Source organism: Mesorhizobium sp. M7A.F.Ca.US.008.03.1.1 (assembly GCF_003997495.1).
Taxonomy (GTDB): Bacteria; Pseudomonadota; Alphaproteobacteria; order Rhizobiales; family Rhizobiaceae; genus Mesorhizobium.
In genome coordinates, this window is record NZ_RZRU01000021.1 from 1 (window position 1) to 13,649 (window position 13,649).

A 13,649-nucleotide genomic window follows, 5' to 3' on the forward strand; every position below is an offset into this window, starting at 1 on the left:
AACGGAGAGCTCACCCCCGCCACGCCAATATAGGAATTTCGGGCGCGCGATCAACAGCGACCGGCAACAGTGTCGCCGGCCGTAATCTTATTGCGAAATGGATCGCCGGACCTACTTGTCCTTGAGCTTCATCGCCTTGACCGGCGGCGCCTTCAGCGCGGGAGCCGGAGCGGGCTTCTTGGCGTCCTTCTTTGGCTTGCGGGCTTCCTTGCCTGCCTTCATCGCACCTTTAGCCATGATTCGTTCCTCCTGATGTGGGAAGCCAAGTGAAACAAGAGAACCGCCCGACCGCAAGGGGTTAGCGACGGCTGCCGCCATCGGCGGATCGCTTTCAACCGGTTTCTAATTTGCTCGTAAACCATGGCGGTCCATGCCATGGTCATTTTCGCACTGCAGCATCAACCCGTGCCTTCGCCGGGTGATCGTCAGGCAGGCCGTCAGGACGACAATGCGAATTCACATCGGCTGCGAGATGAGCTTCGACTTTCCTCAGGAAACGCCGCTCATCGCGATGCTGAATGTCCACTATTCGCGTGCCTCCGATCTCGAGCGGCCGGATTTCCTGATCTCCAATCCGCCGGTGCCGATCGAAAGCTATCGCGACAGTTTCGGCAATTGGTGCAACCGGTTCGTCGCGCCGCCCGGGCGTTTCACCTTCGGCACCGACGCGGTGATCCGCGATCCCGGCACTTTCGAGATGGGCGACCTGATGGCCTGGCAGCACGAGGTGCGCGACCTGCCCGCGGACACGCTGCTGTTCCTGCTGCCCAGCCGGTTTTGCGAGAGCGACCTTCTGGCTGATGAGGCGTGGCGGCTGTTCGGCAACACGCCGCTAGGCATTCCCCGCGTACAGGCCGTCTGCGACTTCGTCCACAACCACATCGTTTTCAACTACGGCAATGCGCGGCCGACGCGCACCGCGGCGGAAGCCTATCGCGAACAGAGCGGCGTCTGCCGCGACTATGCGCATCTCGCCGTCACCTTCTGCCGGGCGCTCAACATCCCGACGCGCTATTGCACCGGCTACATCAGCGACATCGGCATGCCGAAGCCATGGGCGAGCATGGATTTCTGCGCCTGGATGGAAGTCTATCTCGGCGGCCGCTGGCATGTCTTCGACCCGCGCAACAACGCGCCGCGCATCGGCCGCATCCTGATCGCCTCCGGCCGCGACGCCGCCGACGTGCCGCTGACCCATATTTTCGGGCCGGGCACGCTTGCCGGCTTCAAGGTGTGGACCAGCGAGATCGTCGACTAGCCGCCGTCTTCTGTCCGCCGGTCTTTGGACCGAGCACTTTAACGACGGTTCGCGCGTTGTGATGCCTGTGGAGCTTCTGCCGTCTGGCCGTTAGACTGGGTGCGCATCGAACGGGGACAACTCACCATGGCCGGGCATGGCGGCTCAAAAACGGTCATCTACGCGGCACTGGCCGGCAATCTGGCCATCGCGGTGACCAAGTTCGCCGCCGCCTTCTTCACCGGCAGTTCGGCGATGCTGTCGGAAGGCGTGCACTCGCTGGTCGATACCGGCAATGGCGGCCTGCTGCTCTACGGCATGCATCGCGCTGCCCGCCCGGCTGACCGGACACATCCGCTCGGTCACGGCCGAGAGCTCTATTTCTGGAGTTTCATCGTCGCGCTTCTGGTTTTCGCGCTGGGGGCCGGCGTGTCGTTCTACGAAGGTGTTATCCACATCATGGCGCCGGAGCCTGTCGCCAACGGCAAGGTCAACTACATCGTTCTTGGCCTGTCCTTTCTGTTCGAGGGCAGCTCCTGGCTGGTCGCGCTGAGGGAGTTCCGCAAGCAGAAGGGCAAGCAGGGCTGGCTGCGGGCCGTGCAATCGAGCAAGGACCCGAGTGTCTACACCGTGCTGTTCGAGGACAGCGCAGCACTTCTCGGCCTGATCGTCGCGTTCGCCGGCATCCTGGCGGCGGAACTGCTAGAGATGCCGGAGCTCGACGGCGCCGCCTCGATCGGCATCGCGCTGATCCTCGGCGCGACGGCGATCTTCCTGGCCCGCGAAAGCAAGGGCCTGCTGATCGGCGAGCCGGCATCGCCCGAGGTGCAGATGAAGGTGCTGGCGATCGCCCAGCAGGATCCGGCGGTGCAGCGGGCGAACGGCGTCCTGACCGTCCATATGGGGCCGACAGAGATCGTCGCCGGGCTCAGCATCGAGTTCGAGGATCATCTGACGGCGCCCGAGATCGAAGCTTGCGTCGAGCGGCTGGAAGCGCAGCTGAAGAAGGAGATGCCGGAGATCACTCGGCTGTTCGTCAAGCCGCAGACGTCAGGCACCTGGGAGCAGCGGCGCAGGCTGATCGATTCCGCATCCGATCCTACCCTGGACTAGCGCCGCCCCATTGCCTCACGGCCTTGGCCCGCTAGATTGACGGGACTTTGGAGGAACGAAGATGAGAATAGACGGCGGCTGTCATTGTGGCGCCATCACCTACGAGGCGGAGGTCGATCCGGAAAAGACCACGATCTGCCACTGCACGGATTGCCAGCAACTGACCGGCACGGCTTTTCGCCTGACGGTTCCGGCGCCCGAAAGCAACTACCGCATCACCAAGGGCACGCCTAAAATCTACATCAAGATCGTGGCAAGCGGCGCCAAGCGCACCCAGGCCTTTTGCGCCGACTGCGGTTCGCATCTTTACGCCACGTCTGTCGGAGATGGTCCGAAGGTCTATGGAATTCGCGTCGGGACCGCGCGGCAGCGCCAGGATCTGATCCCGACACAGCAGAAGTGGCACCGCTCGGCGCTGCACTGGCTGCCTGAATTTCAGGGCATGACCACCATAGAGGAGCAGTAGTGCTGTTCAGTCGTCGCCTTCGACAACCCTCAGCCTGAGCTGTCCGGTTTTCGACTCGGCAACGCGCGGGCCGGGTTCGACCTTCGCCACCGGAGCCCGTGACGCGGCGTCCGCGGCGGCATCGCCGTCGGGCTGCGCGCCGAATTCCAGCGCCTCGATCTTCTGGCCGCGCTTGGTGACCTTCGACGTCGAAACCAGGATGTCGTCGATGTCCTTGGCCGACTGGCCGAAATGCACCTGCAGCTTGCGCACCCGCTCGTCGACACGCGCAACATCCTCCATCAGCCGGATGACCTCGCCTTGGATCAGGTGCGCCTGTTCGCGCATGCGGGCATCCTTGAGGATCGCCTGGATGACCTGGATCGACAGCATCAGCAATGACGGCGAGACGATGACGATGCGGGCACGGTGCGCCTTGTGCACGATCGCCTCGAAATTCTCGTGGATCTCGGCGAATACCGATTCCGAGGGCACGAACATGAAGGCGGTGTCCTGCGTCTCGCCCTGGATCAGGTATTTTTCCGAGATATCGCGGACATGGATCTCGATGTCGCGGCGAAAGGCCTGCGAGGCGGCCTTCTGCAGGTCGGCGCCGTCGGCGGCGCGGATGGCGTTCCAGGCTTCGAGCGGAAACTTGGCGTCGATGGCCAGCGACGGTGCGCCGTTCGGCATCTTCACCAGGCAGTCGGGACGGCTGCCGTTGGACAGCGTCGCCTGGAATTCATAGGCGCCGTGCGGCAGGCCGTCGGCAACGATCGCCTCCATGCGCGACTGGCCGAAAGCACCGCGCGTCTGCTTGTTGGAGAGGATCGCCTGCAACTGCACGACCTGGCCGGCGAGCGACTGGATGTTGCCCTGCGCGACATCGATGATCGCCAGCCGCTCCTGCAACTTGGCCAGGCTCTCATGCGTCGATTTCGTCTGCTCGGTCATGGTCTGGCCGAGGCGGCCGGTCATGGCGTCGAGGCGCTGGCCGATCGATTGCGTCAGCTCCGCTTGGCGTGCGCCGAACACTTCCGCGATAGCGCCCATGCGGCCCTGCATCTCGGCCTGGCTTTGCAGAATGCCGGCCATCCGCGCCTCGGCATCGCGGGCATGATCGGCGGCTTCCGCGGCCGCCACGGCGCGCGCCTTCGCCGACCGCCACAACGCAATGACCAGCGCCACGAACAGGGTCAGAAACAGCAAAGCGCCGAAGGCCAGCGCGTGGCCGAGCGTGATGGTTGTGGCGCCAAGCCGGGCAACAGGCTCCGAAAGGATGGTGCTCAAATCATTCATGTGGACAGCATAGACGATTCGTCGCGATAGCACAGATCAAAACGTGAACGAGCCTCAAGCCCAATGGTTGACGCTTTTCGCTGGAGGTCTTAGGTGGAACGCCATGCTGATCAAGCCGCTCATCATCCTTCCCGACCCCATCCTGCGCCAGGTTTCCAAGCCGGTGGAGCGTGTCGACGCGCCATTGCGCGGATTAGCCGACGACATGCTGGCGACCATGTATGACGCACCGGGCATCGGTTTGGCGGCAATCCAGATCGGCGAGCCGCTGCGCATGCTGGTGATCGATCTCGCCAAGGAAGACGAGACGCCGGCGCCGCATGTCTTCATCAATCCGGAAATCCTCGAAAGCGCCGACGCGCGCTCCGTCTACGAGGAAGGCTGCCTGTCGATCCCGGACTATTACGCCGAGGTCGAACGCCCGGCCTCCGTGCGGGTCAAATATCTCGACCGCGACGGCAAATTGCAGGAGATGGAGGCCGAGGGCCTGATGGCGACCTGCCTGCAGCATGAGATCGACCACCTCAACGGCGTCCTGTTCATCGACCACATCTCGAAGCTGAAGCGCGACATGGTGGTGAAGAAATTCAAGAAGCTCGCCAGGGACAAGGCGCCGGGCAAGCTGGCGGGATAGGATCTACCCCAGTAGTAACCCGCGCAGAACCCATTCTTTACCTATCTCGATTCCCTTCGCGCCGATTTCGATTGCGAGCGCACGAGATTCCGGTGAGAAAAACAAAACCATGACGATCGCCCCTGCTACCAGAGGCTTGACGTAGACGACGACATTACTTTCCGTTCGCCTCGACAATTTGCCTTTCTCGTATTGCTCTTCAACCTTCTTGAGTTCGGCAAAGGGTGGATTGCGTTTCCCAAAAGGCTTTTGATCGGGCTGCATATGAGGCTCCTAGGGATAGGTGCTCGAAATTATATGCCCAAATTATAGGTGTAGAGTTAACGAACTCTCTCGGTGGCAGGGGTGAATGATTGGAGCTCTTGTTGATCAAAGGCTTTGACGATGATATCCTTGATATCATGCATAGAGGTGGCTATGGGCGACATGCTGATCAGAGACATTCCTGAACCCTTGAAGCGCGAAATCGAACACGCGGCGCGCAAGGGCGGCCAGAGCCTGTCGGGCAAGGCGATCGATCTCTTGCGTAAAGGCATGGTCGCGGAGAAAGAAGCCAAACCGGAGCCGGGACTTTCCGCGTGGGATGCCATTCGTTCGGCGTTCGCTGCTGAGGATGCAATCGGTGATGAATTTTCCGAGATAATGGACGAGATCGAAGCAGAGGGGAAACGTGACTTCGGTCATCCGGTCGAGGATTTCGAGTGATCGTCCTCGACACCAATATAGTTTCCGAAGCCAGCAAGCCTGTGCCAGATTCGAATGTTTCCGCCTGGTTCCGCAAACAGGATCTTCTCGCACTCTATATGTGCGGGCCGGTTGTCATGGAGCAGTCTTTCGGGGCCGAACGGTTTTTGAACAAGACGGGATCAGACCGGTATGTTCGCGTGCTCGATCAGCTGATTTCGCAGCAATTCGCCGGTCGTGTCGTGCAATTTTCCGGTTCTATTCCTCGACTTGCCGGCAAGCTGCGGGCAACGCGGGAAAAGATCGAGCGCCCGATCAGCCTTTCTGACGCCATGATTGCCGCGATTTGTCTGGCCCATGACGCCACGCTCGCCACGCGCAACGTTCGCGACTTCGACGGCCTTGACCTGAAGATCATAAACCCGTTTGAAGCGGATGCCTGAGCCGGCGCACGTCGTGAGCAGAAACAGGATATCGGAAGAAAAATGCCGCTTCGCGTCATCTTCATGGGCACGCCGGAGTTTTCGGTGCCGACGCTGCGCGCGATCGCCGAGGCCGGCCATGACATCGCCGCCGTCTATACCCAGCCGCCGCGCGCCGCCGGACGGCGCGGGCTGGAGCTGACACCGTCGCCGGTGCAGCGCGAGGCGGAGCGACTGGGCATCGAGGTGCGGACGCCGGTTTCGCTCAAAGGGGAGGCCGAACAGACCGCCTTCCGTGCCTTGCAGGCCGATGTCGCCGTGGTCGTCGCCTACGGCTTGCTGCTGCCGAAGGCGGTTCTGGAGGCGACCCGGCTCGGCTGCATCAACGGCCATGCGTCGCTTCTGCCGCGCTGGCGCGGTGCCGCGCCGATCCAGCGCGCCATCATGGCCGGTGACCTGGAAAGCGGCATGATGGTGATGCGCATGGAAGAGGGGCTGGACACCGGTCCGGTCGGGCTGGTTGAAAAATGCGCCATCGAACCCGATATGACAGCCGGCGATCTGCATGATCGGTTGATGAGTGTCGGTGCTGCCTTGATGGTGGAAGCGCTGGCGCGATTGGAAGGGAACACCCTGACATTCACCACACAAGCTGTGGATGGGGTGACCTACGCCAAGAAAATCGATAAATCCGAGACTCGCGTGGACTGGACTCGCTCAGCAAGTGAGGTCCACAATCATATTCGCGGCCTGTCGCCCTTTCCCGGCGCTTGGTCGGAGATAGGAATTGGCGGCCGCCAGGAGCGGCTGAAACTGCTTCGCTCGACGCTGTCGCAAGGCCTGTTGCCTTCGGAAGATTTGGGCGAGTCGGGAGGAATTCTCGATGATCGGCTGACGGTCGCCTGCGGGGCAGGCGCGATCAGGCTGGTCGAAGTTCAACGGGCGGGCGGAAAGCCCGCTGCCGCGTCGGAATTCCTGCGCGGGGCCAAGATCGAAAAAGGACTGAAATTCTCATGAGCATGATGTCGATACGCGCGGCAACGCCGCGGGATCGCGAGGCCATCCGCCTCGTCGAGGAACACGCTTTCGGCCAGCAGGCGGAGGCCGGGCTGGTCGACGCGCTGGTGACCGGCGGCGACGCGGTTGCCGAACTGGTTGCGGAAGAGGACGGCCAGGTGGTCGGCCACATCCTGTTTTCGCGGCTGTTCGTCCAGAATGGCGGCAAGACCTTCGCTGCCGTGGCGCTCGCGCCGCTGGCGGTGGAGCCCTCGTTCCATGGCAGCGGCATCGGCGGCGCGCTGATCCGCGAGGCGCATATCCGCCTCAAGGATGGCGGCGAAACGCTGGCCGTGGTGCTGGGCGATCCGGCCTATTACGGCCGTTTCGGCTACAGCCATGCCCGCGCCGAAAAGTTCGAAAGCGAATACCAGGGCGAAGCGCTGCAGGCATTGGCCTGGGGCGACGCTCCCGAAGCCGGTAAGTTGGTCTACGCTTCCGCCTTCACCGCACTCGCCGCGTAGAGCAGTCCACCGTTTCACCAAAACGGCGAACTGCCCTACGTCTTTTGTTTTAACGCAATTCCGGACGGAAAACCGCTTCGCACTTTTCCTGGAATTGCTCGAGGCGAGAGCTCTAGCCGCAAATGCCGCGTTTTCGCCTCGACATCGAATATGACGGCAGCCTGTTTGCCGGCTGGCAGCACCAGGCGGATCAGCCTTCGGTGCAACAGGCGATCGAGCATGCGATCGAAAAATTCTGCGGCGAAGCGATCAGGCTGCGCGCCGCCGGCCGCACCGATGCCGGCGTGCATGCGACAGCGCAGGTGGCGCATGTCGATCTCGTCAAGGCGTGGCCGGGCGACAAGGTGCGCGATGCCGTCAACGCCCATTTGCAGGCGGCCGGGGCGCGCATCGCCATCTTGAAAGCGACGGTCGTCTCCGACAGCTTCGACGCCCGCTTCTCGGCCATCGGCCGCCACTATCTCTACCGCATCCTAAATCGCCGTGCGCCGGCCGCGCTCGACAAGGGCAAGGTGTGGTGGGTGCCGAAGCGGCTCGACGCCGGCGCCATGCACGAAGCGGCGAAAGTTCTGCTCGGACGGCATGACTTCACCACCTTCCGCTCGACCCAGTGCCAGGCCAACAGCCCGATCAGGACGCTTGAACGGCTCGATGTGAGCCGACAAGGCGACATGATCGAGGTCAGGGCTTCGGCGCGCTCGTTCCTGCACAACCAGGTGCGTTCGATGGTTGGCTCGCTCAAGCGTGTCGGCGACGGCGGCTGGAGCGCGGCCGACCTTAAAACAGCGCTCGAGTCGCACGACCGCGCCGCCTGCGGCCAAGTGGCGCCGCCCGACGGGCTGTTTCTCACCGGTGTCGATTATCCAGTCGAGACGAGCCCGGAAAGGCTCTGAACTCCGACATCGTCCGGCACCGTGATGCCGAGCAGCGTCTGCAGGCCGAACAGCACCAGCAGCGACGCGATGAACATGCCGACGAAAACGGCGGTGCCGACCGCTGCGCCCTTGCCTATGGTGGCATTTGTCATGCGCCAGGTCAGCACCATAGAAAGGGCAAAGAGGAACAGTGACACAAGGCTCGAAACCTGGCTTGCGGACGACAGGAAAAGCCGGATCAGCGCCGAGGGCAGCATCAGCCAGGCGGTGATGGCCGAAGCCCAGTTGCTGGCAACGACGTAGTGGACGAAGCGGCCGCCTATGCCGGCGCGCGGCGCGATCAAAGCGAGCGCAACCAGCGGCAGCACCCAGGAGCCGATGTCGACCGTCGCCAGGCGCACCAGCATGCTGAAGCGCCCCGCGAAGGCGTCGGGATCGCCGATTTCGTTGGCGATGCCGACCCAGCCGACGATCAGCGCCGGTGCTGCAACGACAATGGCGAAGAAGGAATTCCAGAAGCCGTCGGCCGACAGGTCGAGCAGGCGCAGGCCGTCGGCCTTGCCGAGCATCAATCGCCAGGCGCCCGTCAGCGAAGCTTGGGTTTCGTCCGCCGAAAGCATGCTGCTCAGCCCTGTCCGAACCAGTCTTCTATGAAGCGCTGGTAGATTTGCGTCAGCGTCTCGAGGTCGGCAATGGCGACGCGCTCGTCGACCATGTGCATGGTCTTGCCGACCAGCCCGAACTCGACCACCGGGCAATAGTCCTTGATGAAACGTGCGTCGGACGTGCCACCGGAGGTCGACAGGGTCGGCTCCTTGCCGACCGCCGACTTGATCGAGCCGCGCAGCGTTTCGATCAGCCTGTCGTCATGGGTCAGGAAGACATGGCTCGGCCGGTCGCGCCAGACGAGCTCGTAGTCGACCGGCGTCTTCTTGCCCTGCCGGTACTTCTTGCGCCTGGCTGCCTGGTCGAGCCGGTTGTGGATTTCGGCCTGCAAGGTCTCGTCCGTCCAGGTGTCGTTGAAGCGAATGTTGAAGGTCGCGGTCGCTTTGGCCGGGATGACATTGGTGGCCGGGTTGCCGACATCGATGGAGGTGATCTCCAGATTGGTTGGCTGGAAATCCCTGGTTCCCTTGTCGAAAACCGGATGCAGCAAGGCATCGACCAGGCTCATCAGCCCGCGCACCGGATTGTCGGCCAACTGCGGATAGGCGACATGGCCCTGGCGGCCATTGACGGTGACGGCGCCGGACATCGAGCCGCGGCGGCCGATCTTGATCATGTCGCCGAGCGCGTCCGGATTGGTCGGCTCGCCGACGAGGGAGGCATCCCATTTCTCGCCCCTGGAAGCCGCCCATTCGAGCAGCTTGACCGTGCCGTTGATCGCGGGGCCTTCCTCGTCGCCGGTGATCAGCAGCGAGACCGAGCCTTTCGGACCGCCATTGGCCTCGACATGGCGCGCCACGGCGGCGATGAAACAGGCAATGCCGCCCTTCATGTCGACGGCGCCGCGGCCATACATCTCGCCATTGGCGATCTCGGCGGCGAAGGGCGGATGCGTCCAGGCGGCTTCGTCGCCGACAGGCACCACGTCGGTGTGGCCGGCAAACATCAGATGCGGGCCGTTGCCGGACCGTCGCGCATAGAGGTTCTCGATGTTGGGCGTGCCGTCTTCGGAAAACACCGGCCGGTCGACCAGGAAGCCGAGCGGCTTCAGCATCGTCTCCAGCGCGGTCAGCGCGCCGCCCTCAGCGGGCGTCACCGAAGCGCAACGGATAAGGGCGGCGAGGTTTTCGGCAGGATCGGTCGGCAGCGTCATGGCAAAAGCGATAGTCGAAAGCGCAGGGCCTGTCACGGCCAGACATGGAGGCCAGCCTCATGGCTGGCGATACCGCCGATATTATGGTTTTCATGTCGTATAGTTGCGACCCGGCGCGGGCGACAGGATGGCAGACAAGGACAAACGGATCGTCATAGCCGGTGCCGGCAGCATAGGCTTCTATGCCGGCGGCTGCCTGGCGCTTGCCGGCCGAGAGGTCATTCTGCTGGCCCGGCCGCGCATTGAGGCAGCGTTGCGGCAGGACGGATTGCGGGTCAGCGACCTTGAGGGCCGCGACCGCTCGATCAAGCCGGAGGCACTTGTCGTCACTGCAGATCCGGCCGCCGCCCTGCCGCAGGCGGGAGTGATTCTGGTCACGGTCAAGAGCGGCGCGACGCAGGATATGGCGGATCTCATCAAAGCCCATGCCCCTCCCGAGGCGCTGGTGGTCAGCCTGCAGAACGGTGTCGACAATGCCGACAGGCTGCGCGCTGGACTTGCCGGACGTACGGTGCTGGCCGGCATGGTGCCGTTCAATGTGGTGCAGTCCCCGGATGGCGAGCTGCCGCTGCGCGTGCACCGCGCCAGCGCCGGCACGGTAATGGTCGAAGATGGCGTCGCGGGCCTGGCCGACCTGCTTGGCGTCCAAGGGTTTGCGATCGAAACCCATCGCGACATGAAGGCTGTGCTGTGGGGCAAGCTGCTGATGAATTTGAACAACGCGCTGGTGGCGCTTTCCGACCTGCCGCTGGCGACCGAACTGGCCGATCGGCGCTGGCGGCTGATCCTGGCCAGCCAGATCGACGAGGCGCTGAGAGCGATGAAAGCGACCGGCATCGAGCCGGCGCGGATCGCCGGCCTGCGGCCGGCGCTGCTGCCGAAAGTGCTCGGGCTGCCGGACTGGCTGTTCAGACTGCTGGCTCGGCGCATGCTGGCGATCGACCCGCAGGCGCGCTCATCAATGTGGGACGATTTGCAGCGCGGCCGGCCGACGGAGATCGACGACTTGCAGGGCGCCATCCTGCGGCTGGCGGAAAAAGCCGGCACGCCGGTGCCCACGGTTCAGCGGATCACCGCCTTGGTGCGCGCGGCGGAAGCGGAGCGGCTTGGCTCGCCGGGCCTGGCGCCGGAGCAGATTGTTGCACCGGTCGGCCGTCGATCAACGTGATCTTCTGCCAGATTTTCCGCGACAGGTTGGACGCCAGGTTCTCTATGTCGTTGACGCCGTCGATGACCACGTCGTCATTGACTGACTGTGCGAACAATGCGGCGATCTTGCCGGTGATCGACAGCATTTCGGAGCAATAGTCGAGGTAACGGGCCAGGTCGGCGGCATTGGTAATGCGGGCTGGCGAATGCGACGTCGGCTTGAAATCGGCCGACAGCGCCGCCGGATCCTTGGTCAGCTGGTGCATGTCGATGACGTGGATCAGCGAGCGCAGGCCATGCAGCTGGCGAAAGACCCGCTTGCGCTTGATGCGCTCCTCGGAGCGGGTCAAGGCGAGAAATCCGACAATGGCGAGGATGAACATGTTGAGCGAAGCTTCGATGCCTTGCACCGACTGGACGGCATCACCGGGTTTGGAAATGCGGTCGAATGGCAGGACGGTGCCGACGAAGATGAACATCAATGCGCCGGCAACGACAGCGGCGACGATGAGGCCGCGCAGCCACCAGATCGGCGCTTCCAGGGCCTTGGCGCCCTGTGCCAGATCGCGCGACAGCGAGACCAGTTCGGCGGCAACGCCGCGCAGGCCGGCATCGGGAAAGCGCTCCGCAACGCGCGTCTCCAGCAGTTCTGCCGTCTCGATGATCAGCTTCGGATCAAGCGTACGGTAGCGCATGTCCGATCGAACCTCAGGGTTGTGCCGGCTCGTTGGTGCGCCGGCCATAGCGGTTGGGTCCAGGCTGCCCCGGAAACAGGCACAAGACAAGGAAGGCTACGATCGAGACCACCGGCACGAACAGGATCAGCGCGGCAATGCCAGGCTTGTCCAAATCGTGCAGCCGCTTCACCGCCAAGGCGATGTTCGACCACAGCGAGGCGATGAAGGCGACGAAGAAGATGAACGACCACATGTTGCTCTCGGCCGAACCTTCCGGCACCAGCGTGAAGCGGTAGAGCGGGAAGGCCTGGATGATGGCGACGAGCAATCCGCCAAGAAAATAGGCCGCGCGACTGACGCGGCCCGAGGTTTTGAAGAAAAGCCAGGTGAGATCTGATCTGTCAGGCAAGCGGGTCCGGTCCATATTGATTGGCGCCCCTGGCGCCTTCGAGAATGCCGCATTCCACCAGAAACCAGATCGGGCCGATCAATGGCACCAGCATGATCAGGCTCCACCAGCCCGACTTGCCGCGATCATGCCAGCGCTTGGCGTAGACTGCGAGTGCGAAATAAATCGAGGCCAGAGCGATGAGAATGCCGATGATGCCGATCTGGGCGCCACTGGCGGTGGTGATACGTGTACCGAGGATCGCATCGAGAATGAAGGCAACTATGCCAATGACGATGAAAACGCCAATCGCGGCCCAGAACTTGCCACGGTTGATGCGGCCATCAAAGCTTGTGAGCAGATATTTCCAGTCCATGTCACCCCTCCATATTGAACCAGCGCGACCGATTGTCGCGCCGGCGGAAGGTGCGCTCGCTTTGCGCAAAGATCAATCGCGCAGCAATTCGTTGATCGAGGTCTTGGACCTGGTCCTGGCATCGACGCGCTTGACGATGACGGCGCAGTAGAGATTGGGGCCAGGCTCGTTGTTCGGAAAAGGCTTGCCCGGCAGCGAACCGGCGACAACCACCGAATTCGGCGGCACTTCGCCGTAGAAAATCTCGCCGGTGGCGCGGTCGACGATCTTGGTAGACTGGCCGATGAAGACACCCATGCCGAGCACCGAGCCTTCGCGCACGATGCAGCCCTCGACCACTTCCGAGCGCGCGCCGATAAAGCAATTGTCCTCTATGATGGTCGGGCCGGCCTGCATCGGCTCCAGCACCCCGCCGATGCCGACGCCGCCGGAAAGATGCACGTTCTTGCCGATCTGGGCACAGGAGCCTACCCCGACCCAAGTGTCGATCATGGTGCCTGTATCGACATAGGCGCCGACATTGACGAAGGAAGGCATCAGCACGGCGCCCGGCGCGATATAGGCCGAGCGACGCACGATCGACCCCGGCACGGCACGAAAGCCCGCCTTTTCGAAATCGACAGCGCCCCAGCCGTCGAACTTCGACGGCACCTTGTCCCACCACACCGCTTCGCCGGGACCACCCTTGATGATCTCCATCGGGTTGAGCCGGAAGGACAACAGCACGGCCTTCTTCAGCCACTGGTTGACATGCCACTTGCCGTCGGCCTGCCGCTCGGCGACGCGGACGGCGCCGCGGTCGAGCAGGTCGAGCGCCGACTGGATGGCATCGCGCGTTTCGCCGCGCGTCTCAGTCGAAATCGCGTCGCGTTCCTCGAAGGCCTTCTCGATGGTCTTTTCGAGGCTCGCCAGATCGGGCTTCGACATGAATTCGCTCCATTACCAAGCTGTTAAGAGGCTGCGCCTTAACCTGTTTTGAAAGTCGCGCGGACCTCTTGGCAGGCTTTGCCT

The 13,649-nt window shown here is 62.9% G+C and carries 19 protein-coding genes; 10 read left to right on the forward strand and 9 right to left on the reverse strand.

Features of this window, described 5'->3' with window-relative positions:
* Positions 1–111: 111 nt before the first annotated feature.
* The gene (locus EOA16_RS33575; RefSeq protein WP_013528464.1) at positions 112–237 is read right to left on the reverse strand and encodes a hypothetical protein; all 126 of its coding nucleotides are present in this window, start codon (positions 235–237) and stop codon (positions 112–114) included.
* A 211-nt stretch (positions 238–448) separates the two neighbouring features.
* On the opposite strand from EOA16_RS33575, the gene EOA16_RS24585 reads away from it, so the two are divergent.
* The 3 genes from EOA16_RS24585 to EOA16_RS24595 all read left to right on the forward strand — a co-directional run bounded on the left by EOA16_RS24585 (position 449) and on the right by EOA16_RS24595 (position 2,816).
* Positions 449–1,258 carry a transglutaminase family protein gene (locus tag EOA16_RS24585; RefSeq protein ID WP_127260514.1) on the forward strand — a complete coding sequence of 270 codons (810 nt, stop codon included), beginning with the start codon at positions 449–451 and terminating at the stop codon, positions 1,256–1,258.
* A gap of 126 nt (positions 1,259–1,384) precedes the next feature.
* Positions 1,385–2,350, forward strand: coding sequence for a cation diffusion facilitator family transporter (locus EOA16_RS24590; RefSeq protein ID WP_127260515.1), 966 nt, complete (start codon positions 1,385–1,387; stop codon positions 2,348–2,350).
* 61 nt (positions 2,351–2,411) lie between these two features.
* A complete protein-coding gene (locus tag EOA16_RS24595; protein ID WP_127260516.1) occupies positions 2,412–2,816 on the forward strand; it encodes a GFA family protein in 405 nt (134 codons plus the stop codon).
* A gap of 6 nt (positions 2,817–2,822) precedes the next feature.
* Here the strand turns inward: EOA16_RS24595 and EOA16_RS24600 are convergent, their stop codons facing one another.
* Positions 2,823–4,094: a DNA recombination protein RmuC gene (locus EOA16_RS24600; protein WP_127260517.1), complete on the reverse strand. Its 1,272-nt coding sequence runs from the start codon at positions 4,092–4,094 to the stop codon at positions 2,823–2,825.
* A gap of 103 nt (positions 4,095–4,197) precedes the next feature.
* Between EOA16_RS24600 and def the strand changes: the two genes are divergently transcribed.
* Positions 4,198–4,728, forward strand: a complete 531-nt coding sequence (def, locus tag EOA16_RS24605) for a peptide deformylase (protein WP_127260518.1) — start codon at positions 4,198–4,200, stop codon at positions 4,726–4,728.
* 3 nt (positions 4,729–4,731) lie between these two features.
* Here def and EOA16_RS24610 read toward each other — a convergent pair whose 3' ends face one another.
* On the reverse strand, positions 4,732–4,992 hold the full coding sequence (locus EOA16_RS24610; RefSeq protein ID WP_127260519.1) for a hypothetical protein: 261 nt from the start codon (positions 4,990–4,992) through the stop codon (positions 4,732–4,734).
* A gap of 153 nt (positions 4,993–5,145) precedes the next feature.
* Here EOA16_RS24610 and EOA16_RS24615 point away from each other — a divergent pair, with 153 nt between their 5' ends.
* The 5 genes from EOA16_RS24615 to truA all read left to right on the forward strand — a co-directional run bounded on the left by EOA16_RS24615 (position 5,146) and on the right by truA (position 8,247).
* Positions 5,146–5,433, forward strand: coding sequence for a plasmid stabilization protein (locus EOA16_RS24615; protein ID WP_164754375.1), 288 nt, complete (start codon positions 5,146–5,148; stop codon positions 5,431–5,433).
* Positions 5,430–5,855: a type II toxin-antitoxin system VapC family toxin gene (locus EOA16_RS24620; protein ID WP_127260520.1), complete on the forward strand. Its 426-nt coding sequence runs from the start codon at positions 5,430–5,432 to the stop codon at positions 5,853–5,855. Before EOA16_RS24615 ends, EOA16_RS24620 begins: the two co-directional genes overlap by 4 nt.
* Positions 5,856–5,897: 42 nt before the next feature.
* The gene (gene fmt / locus EOA16_RS24625; protein WP_127260521.1) at positions 5,898–6,851 is read left to right on the forward strand and encodes a methionyl-tRNA formyltransferase; all 954 of its coding nucleotides are present in this window, start codon (positions 5,898–5,900) and stop codon (positions 6,849–6,851) included.
* Positions 6,848–7,354, forward strand: a complete 507-nt coding sequence (locus EOA16_RS24630) for an N-acetyltransferase (RefSeq protein ID WP_127260522.1) — start codon at positions 6,848–6,850, stop codon at positions 7,352–7,354. The genes fmt and EOA16_RS24630 overlap by 4 nt, the downstream gene beginning before the upstream one ends.
* Positions 7,355–7,476: 122 nt before the next feature.
* Positions 7,477–8,247 (forward strand): tRNA pseudouridine(38-40) synthase TruA, encoded by a 771-nt coding sequence (truA, locus tag EOA16_RS24635; protein ID WP_127260523.1) that lies wholly within the window; start codon positions 7,477–7,479, stop codon positions 8,245–8,247.
* Here truA and EOA16_RS24640 read toward each other — a convergent pair.
* A complete protein-coding gene (locus EOA16_RS24640; protein ID WP_127260524.1) occupies positions 8,214–8,849 on the reverse strand; it encodes a transporter in 636 nt (211 codons plus the stop codon). The two genes, truA and EOA16_RS24640, sit on opposite strands and share 34 nt — an antisense overlap.
* A 5-nt stretch (positions 8,850–8,854) precedes the next feature.
* Positions 8,855–10,048, reverse strand: a complete 1,194-nt coding sequence (dapE, locus tag EOA16_RS24645; protein ID WP_127260525.1) for a succinyl-diaminopimelate desuccinylase — start codon at positions 10,046–10,048, stop codon at positions 8,855–8,857.
* A 127-nt stretch (positions 10,049–10,175) separates the two neighbouring features.
* Here dapE and EOA16_RS24650 point away from each other — a divergent pair, with 127 nt between their 5' ends.
* Positions 10,176–11,216, forward strand: coding sequence for a 2-dehydropantoate 2-reductase (locus EOA16_RS24650; protein WP_127260526.1), 1,041 nt, complete (start codon positions 10,176–10,178; stop codon positions 11,214–11,216).
* Here the strand turns inward: EOA16_RS24650 and EOA16_RS24655 are convergent.
* The 4 genes from EOA16_RS24655 to dapD form a co-directional block, all read right to left on the reverse strand.
* A complete protein-coding gene (locus EOA16_RS24655; RefSeq protein ID WP_127260527.1) occupies positions 11,119–11,892 on the reverse strand; it encodes a hypothetical protein in 774 nt (257 codons plus the stop codon). The genes EOA16_RS24650 and EOA16_RS24655 overlap by 98 nt on opposite strands.
* Positions 11,893–11,905: 13 nt before the next feature.
* Positions 11,906–12,283 carry a DUF805 domain-containing protein gene (locus EOA16_RS24660; protein ID WP_024502086.1) on the reverse strand — a complete coding sequence of 126 codons (378 nt, stop codon included), beginning with the start codon at positions 12,281–12,283 and terminating at the stop codon, positions 11,906–11,908.
* Complete coding sequence (locus tag EOA16_RS24665) at positions 12,276–12,638, reverse strand: DUF805 domain-containing protein (protein ID WP_013528479.1); 363 nt, start codon at positions 12,636–12,638, stop codon at positions 12,276–12,278. Before EOA16_RS24665 ends, EOA16_RS24660 begins: the two co-directional genes overlap by 8 nt.
* Positions 12,639–12,710: 72 nt before the next feature.
* Positions 12,711–13,565, reverse strand: coding sequence for a 2,3,4,5-tetrahydropyridine-2,6-dicarboxylate N-succinyltransferase (dapD, locus tag EOA16_RS24670; protein WP_127260528.1), 855 nt, complete (start codon positions 13,563–13,565; stop codon positions 12,711–12,713).
* Between the last annotated feature and the right edge of the window lie 84 nt (positions 13,566–13,649).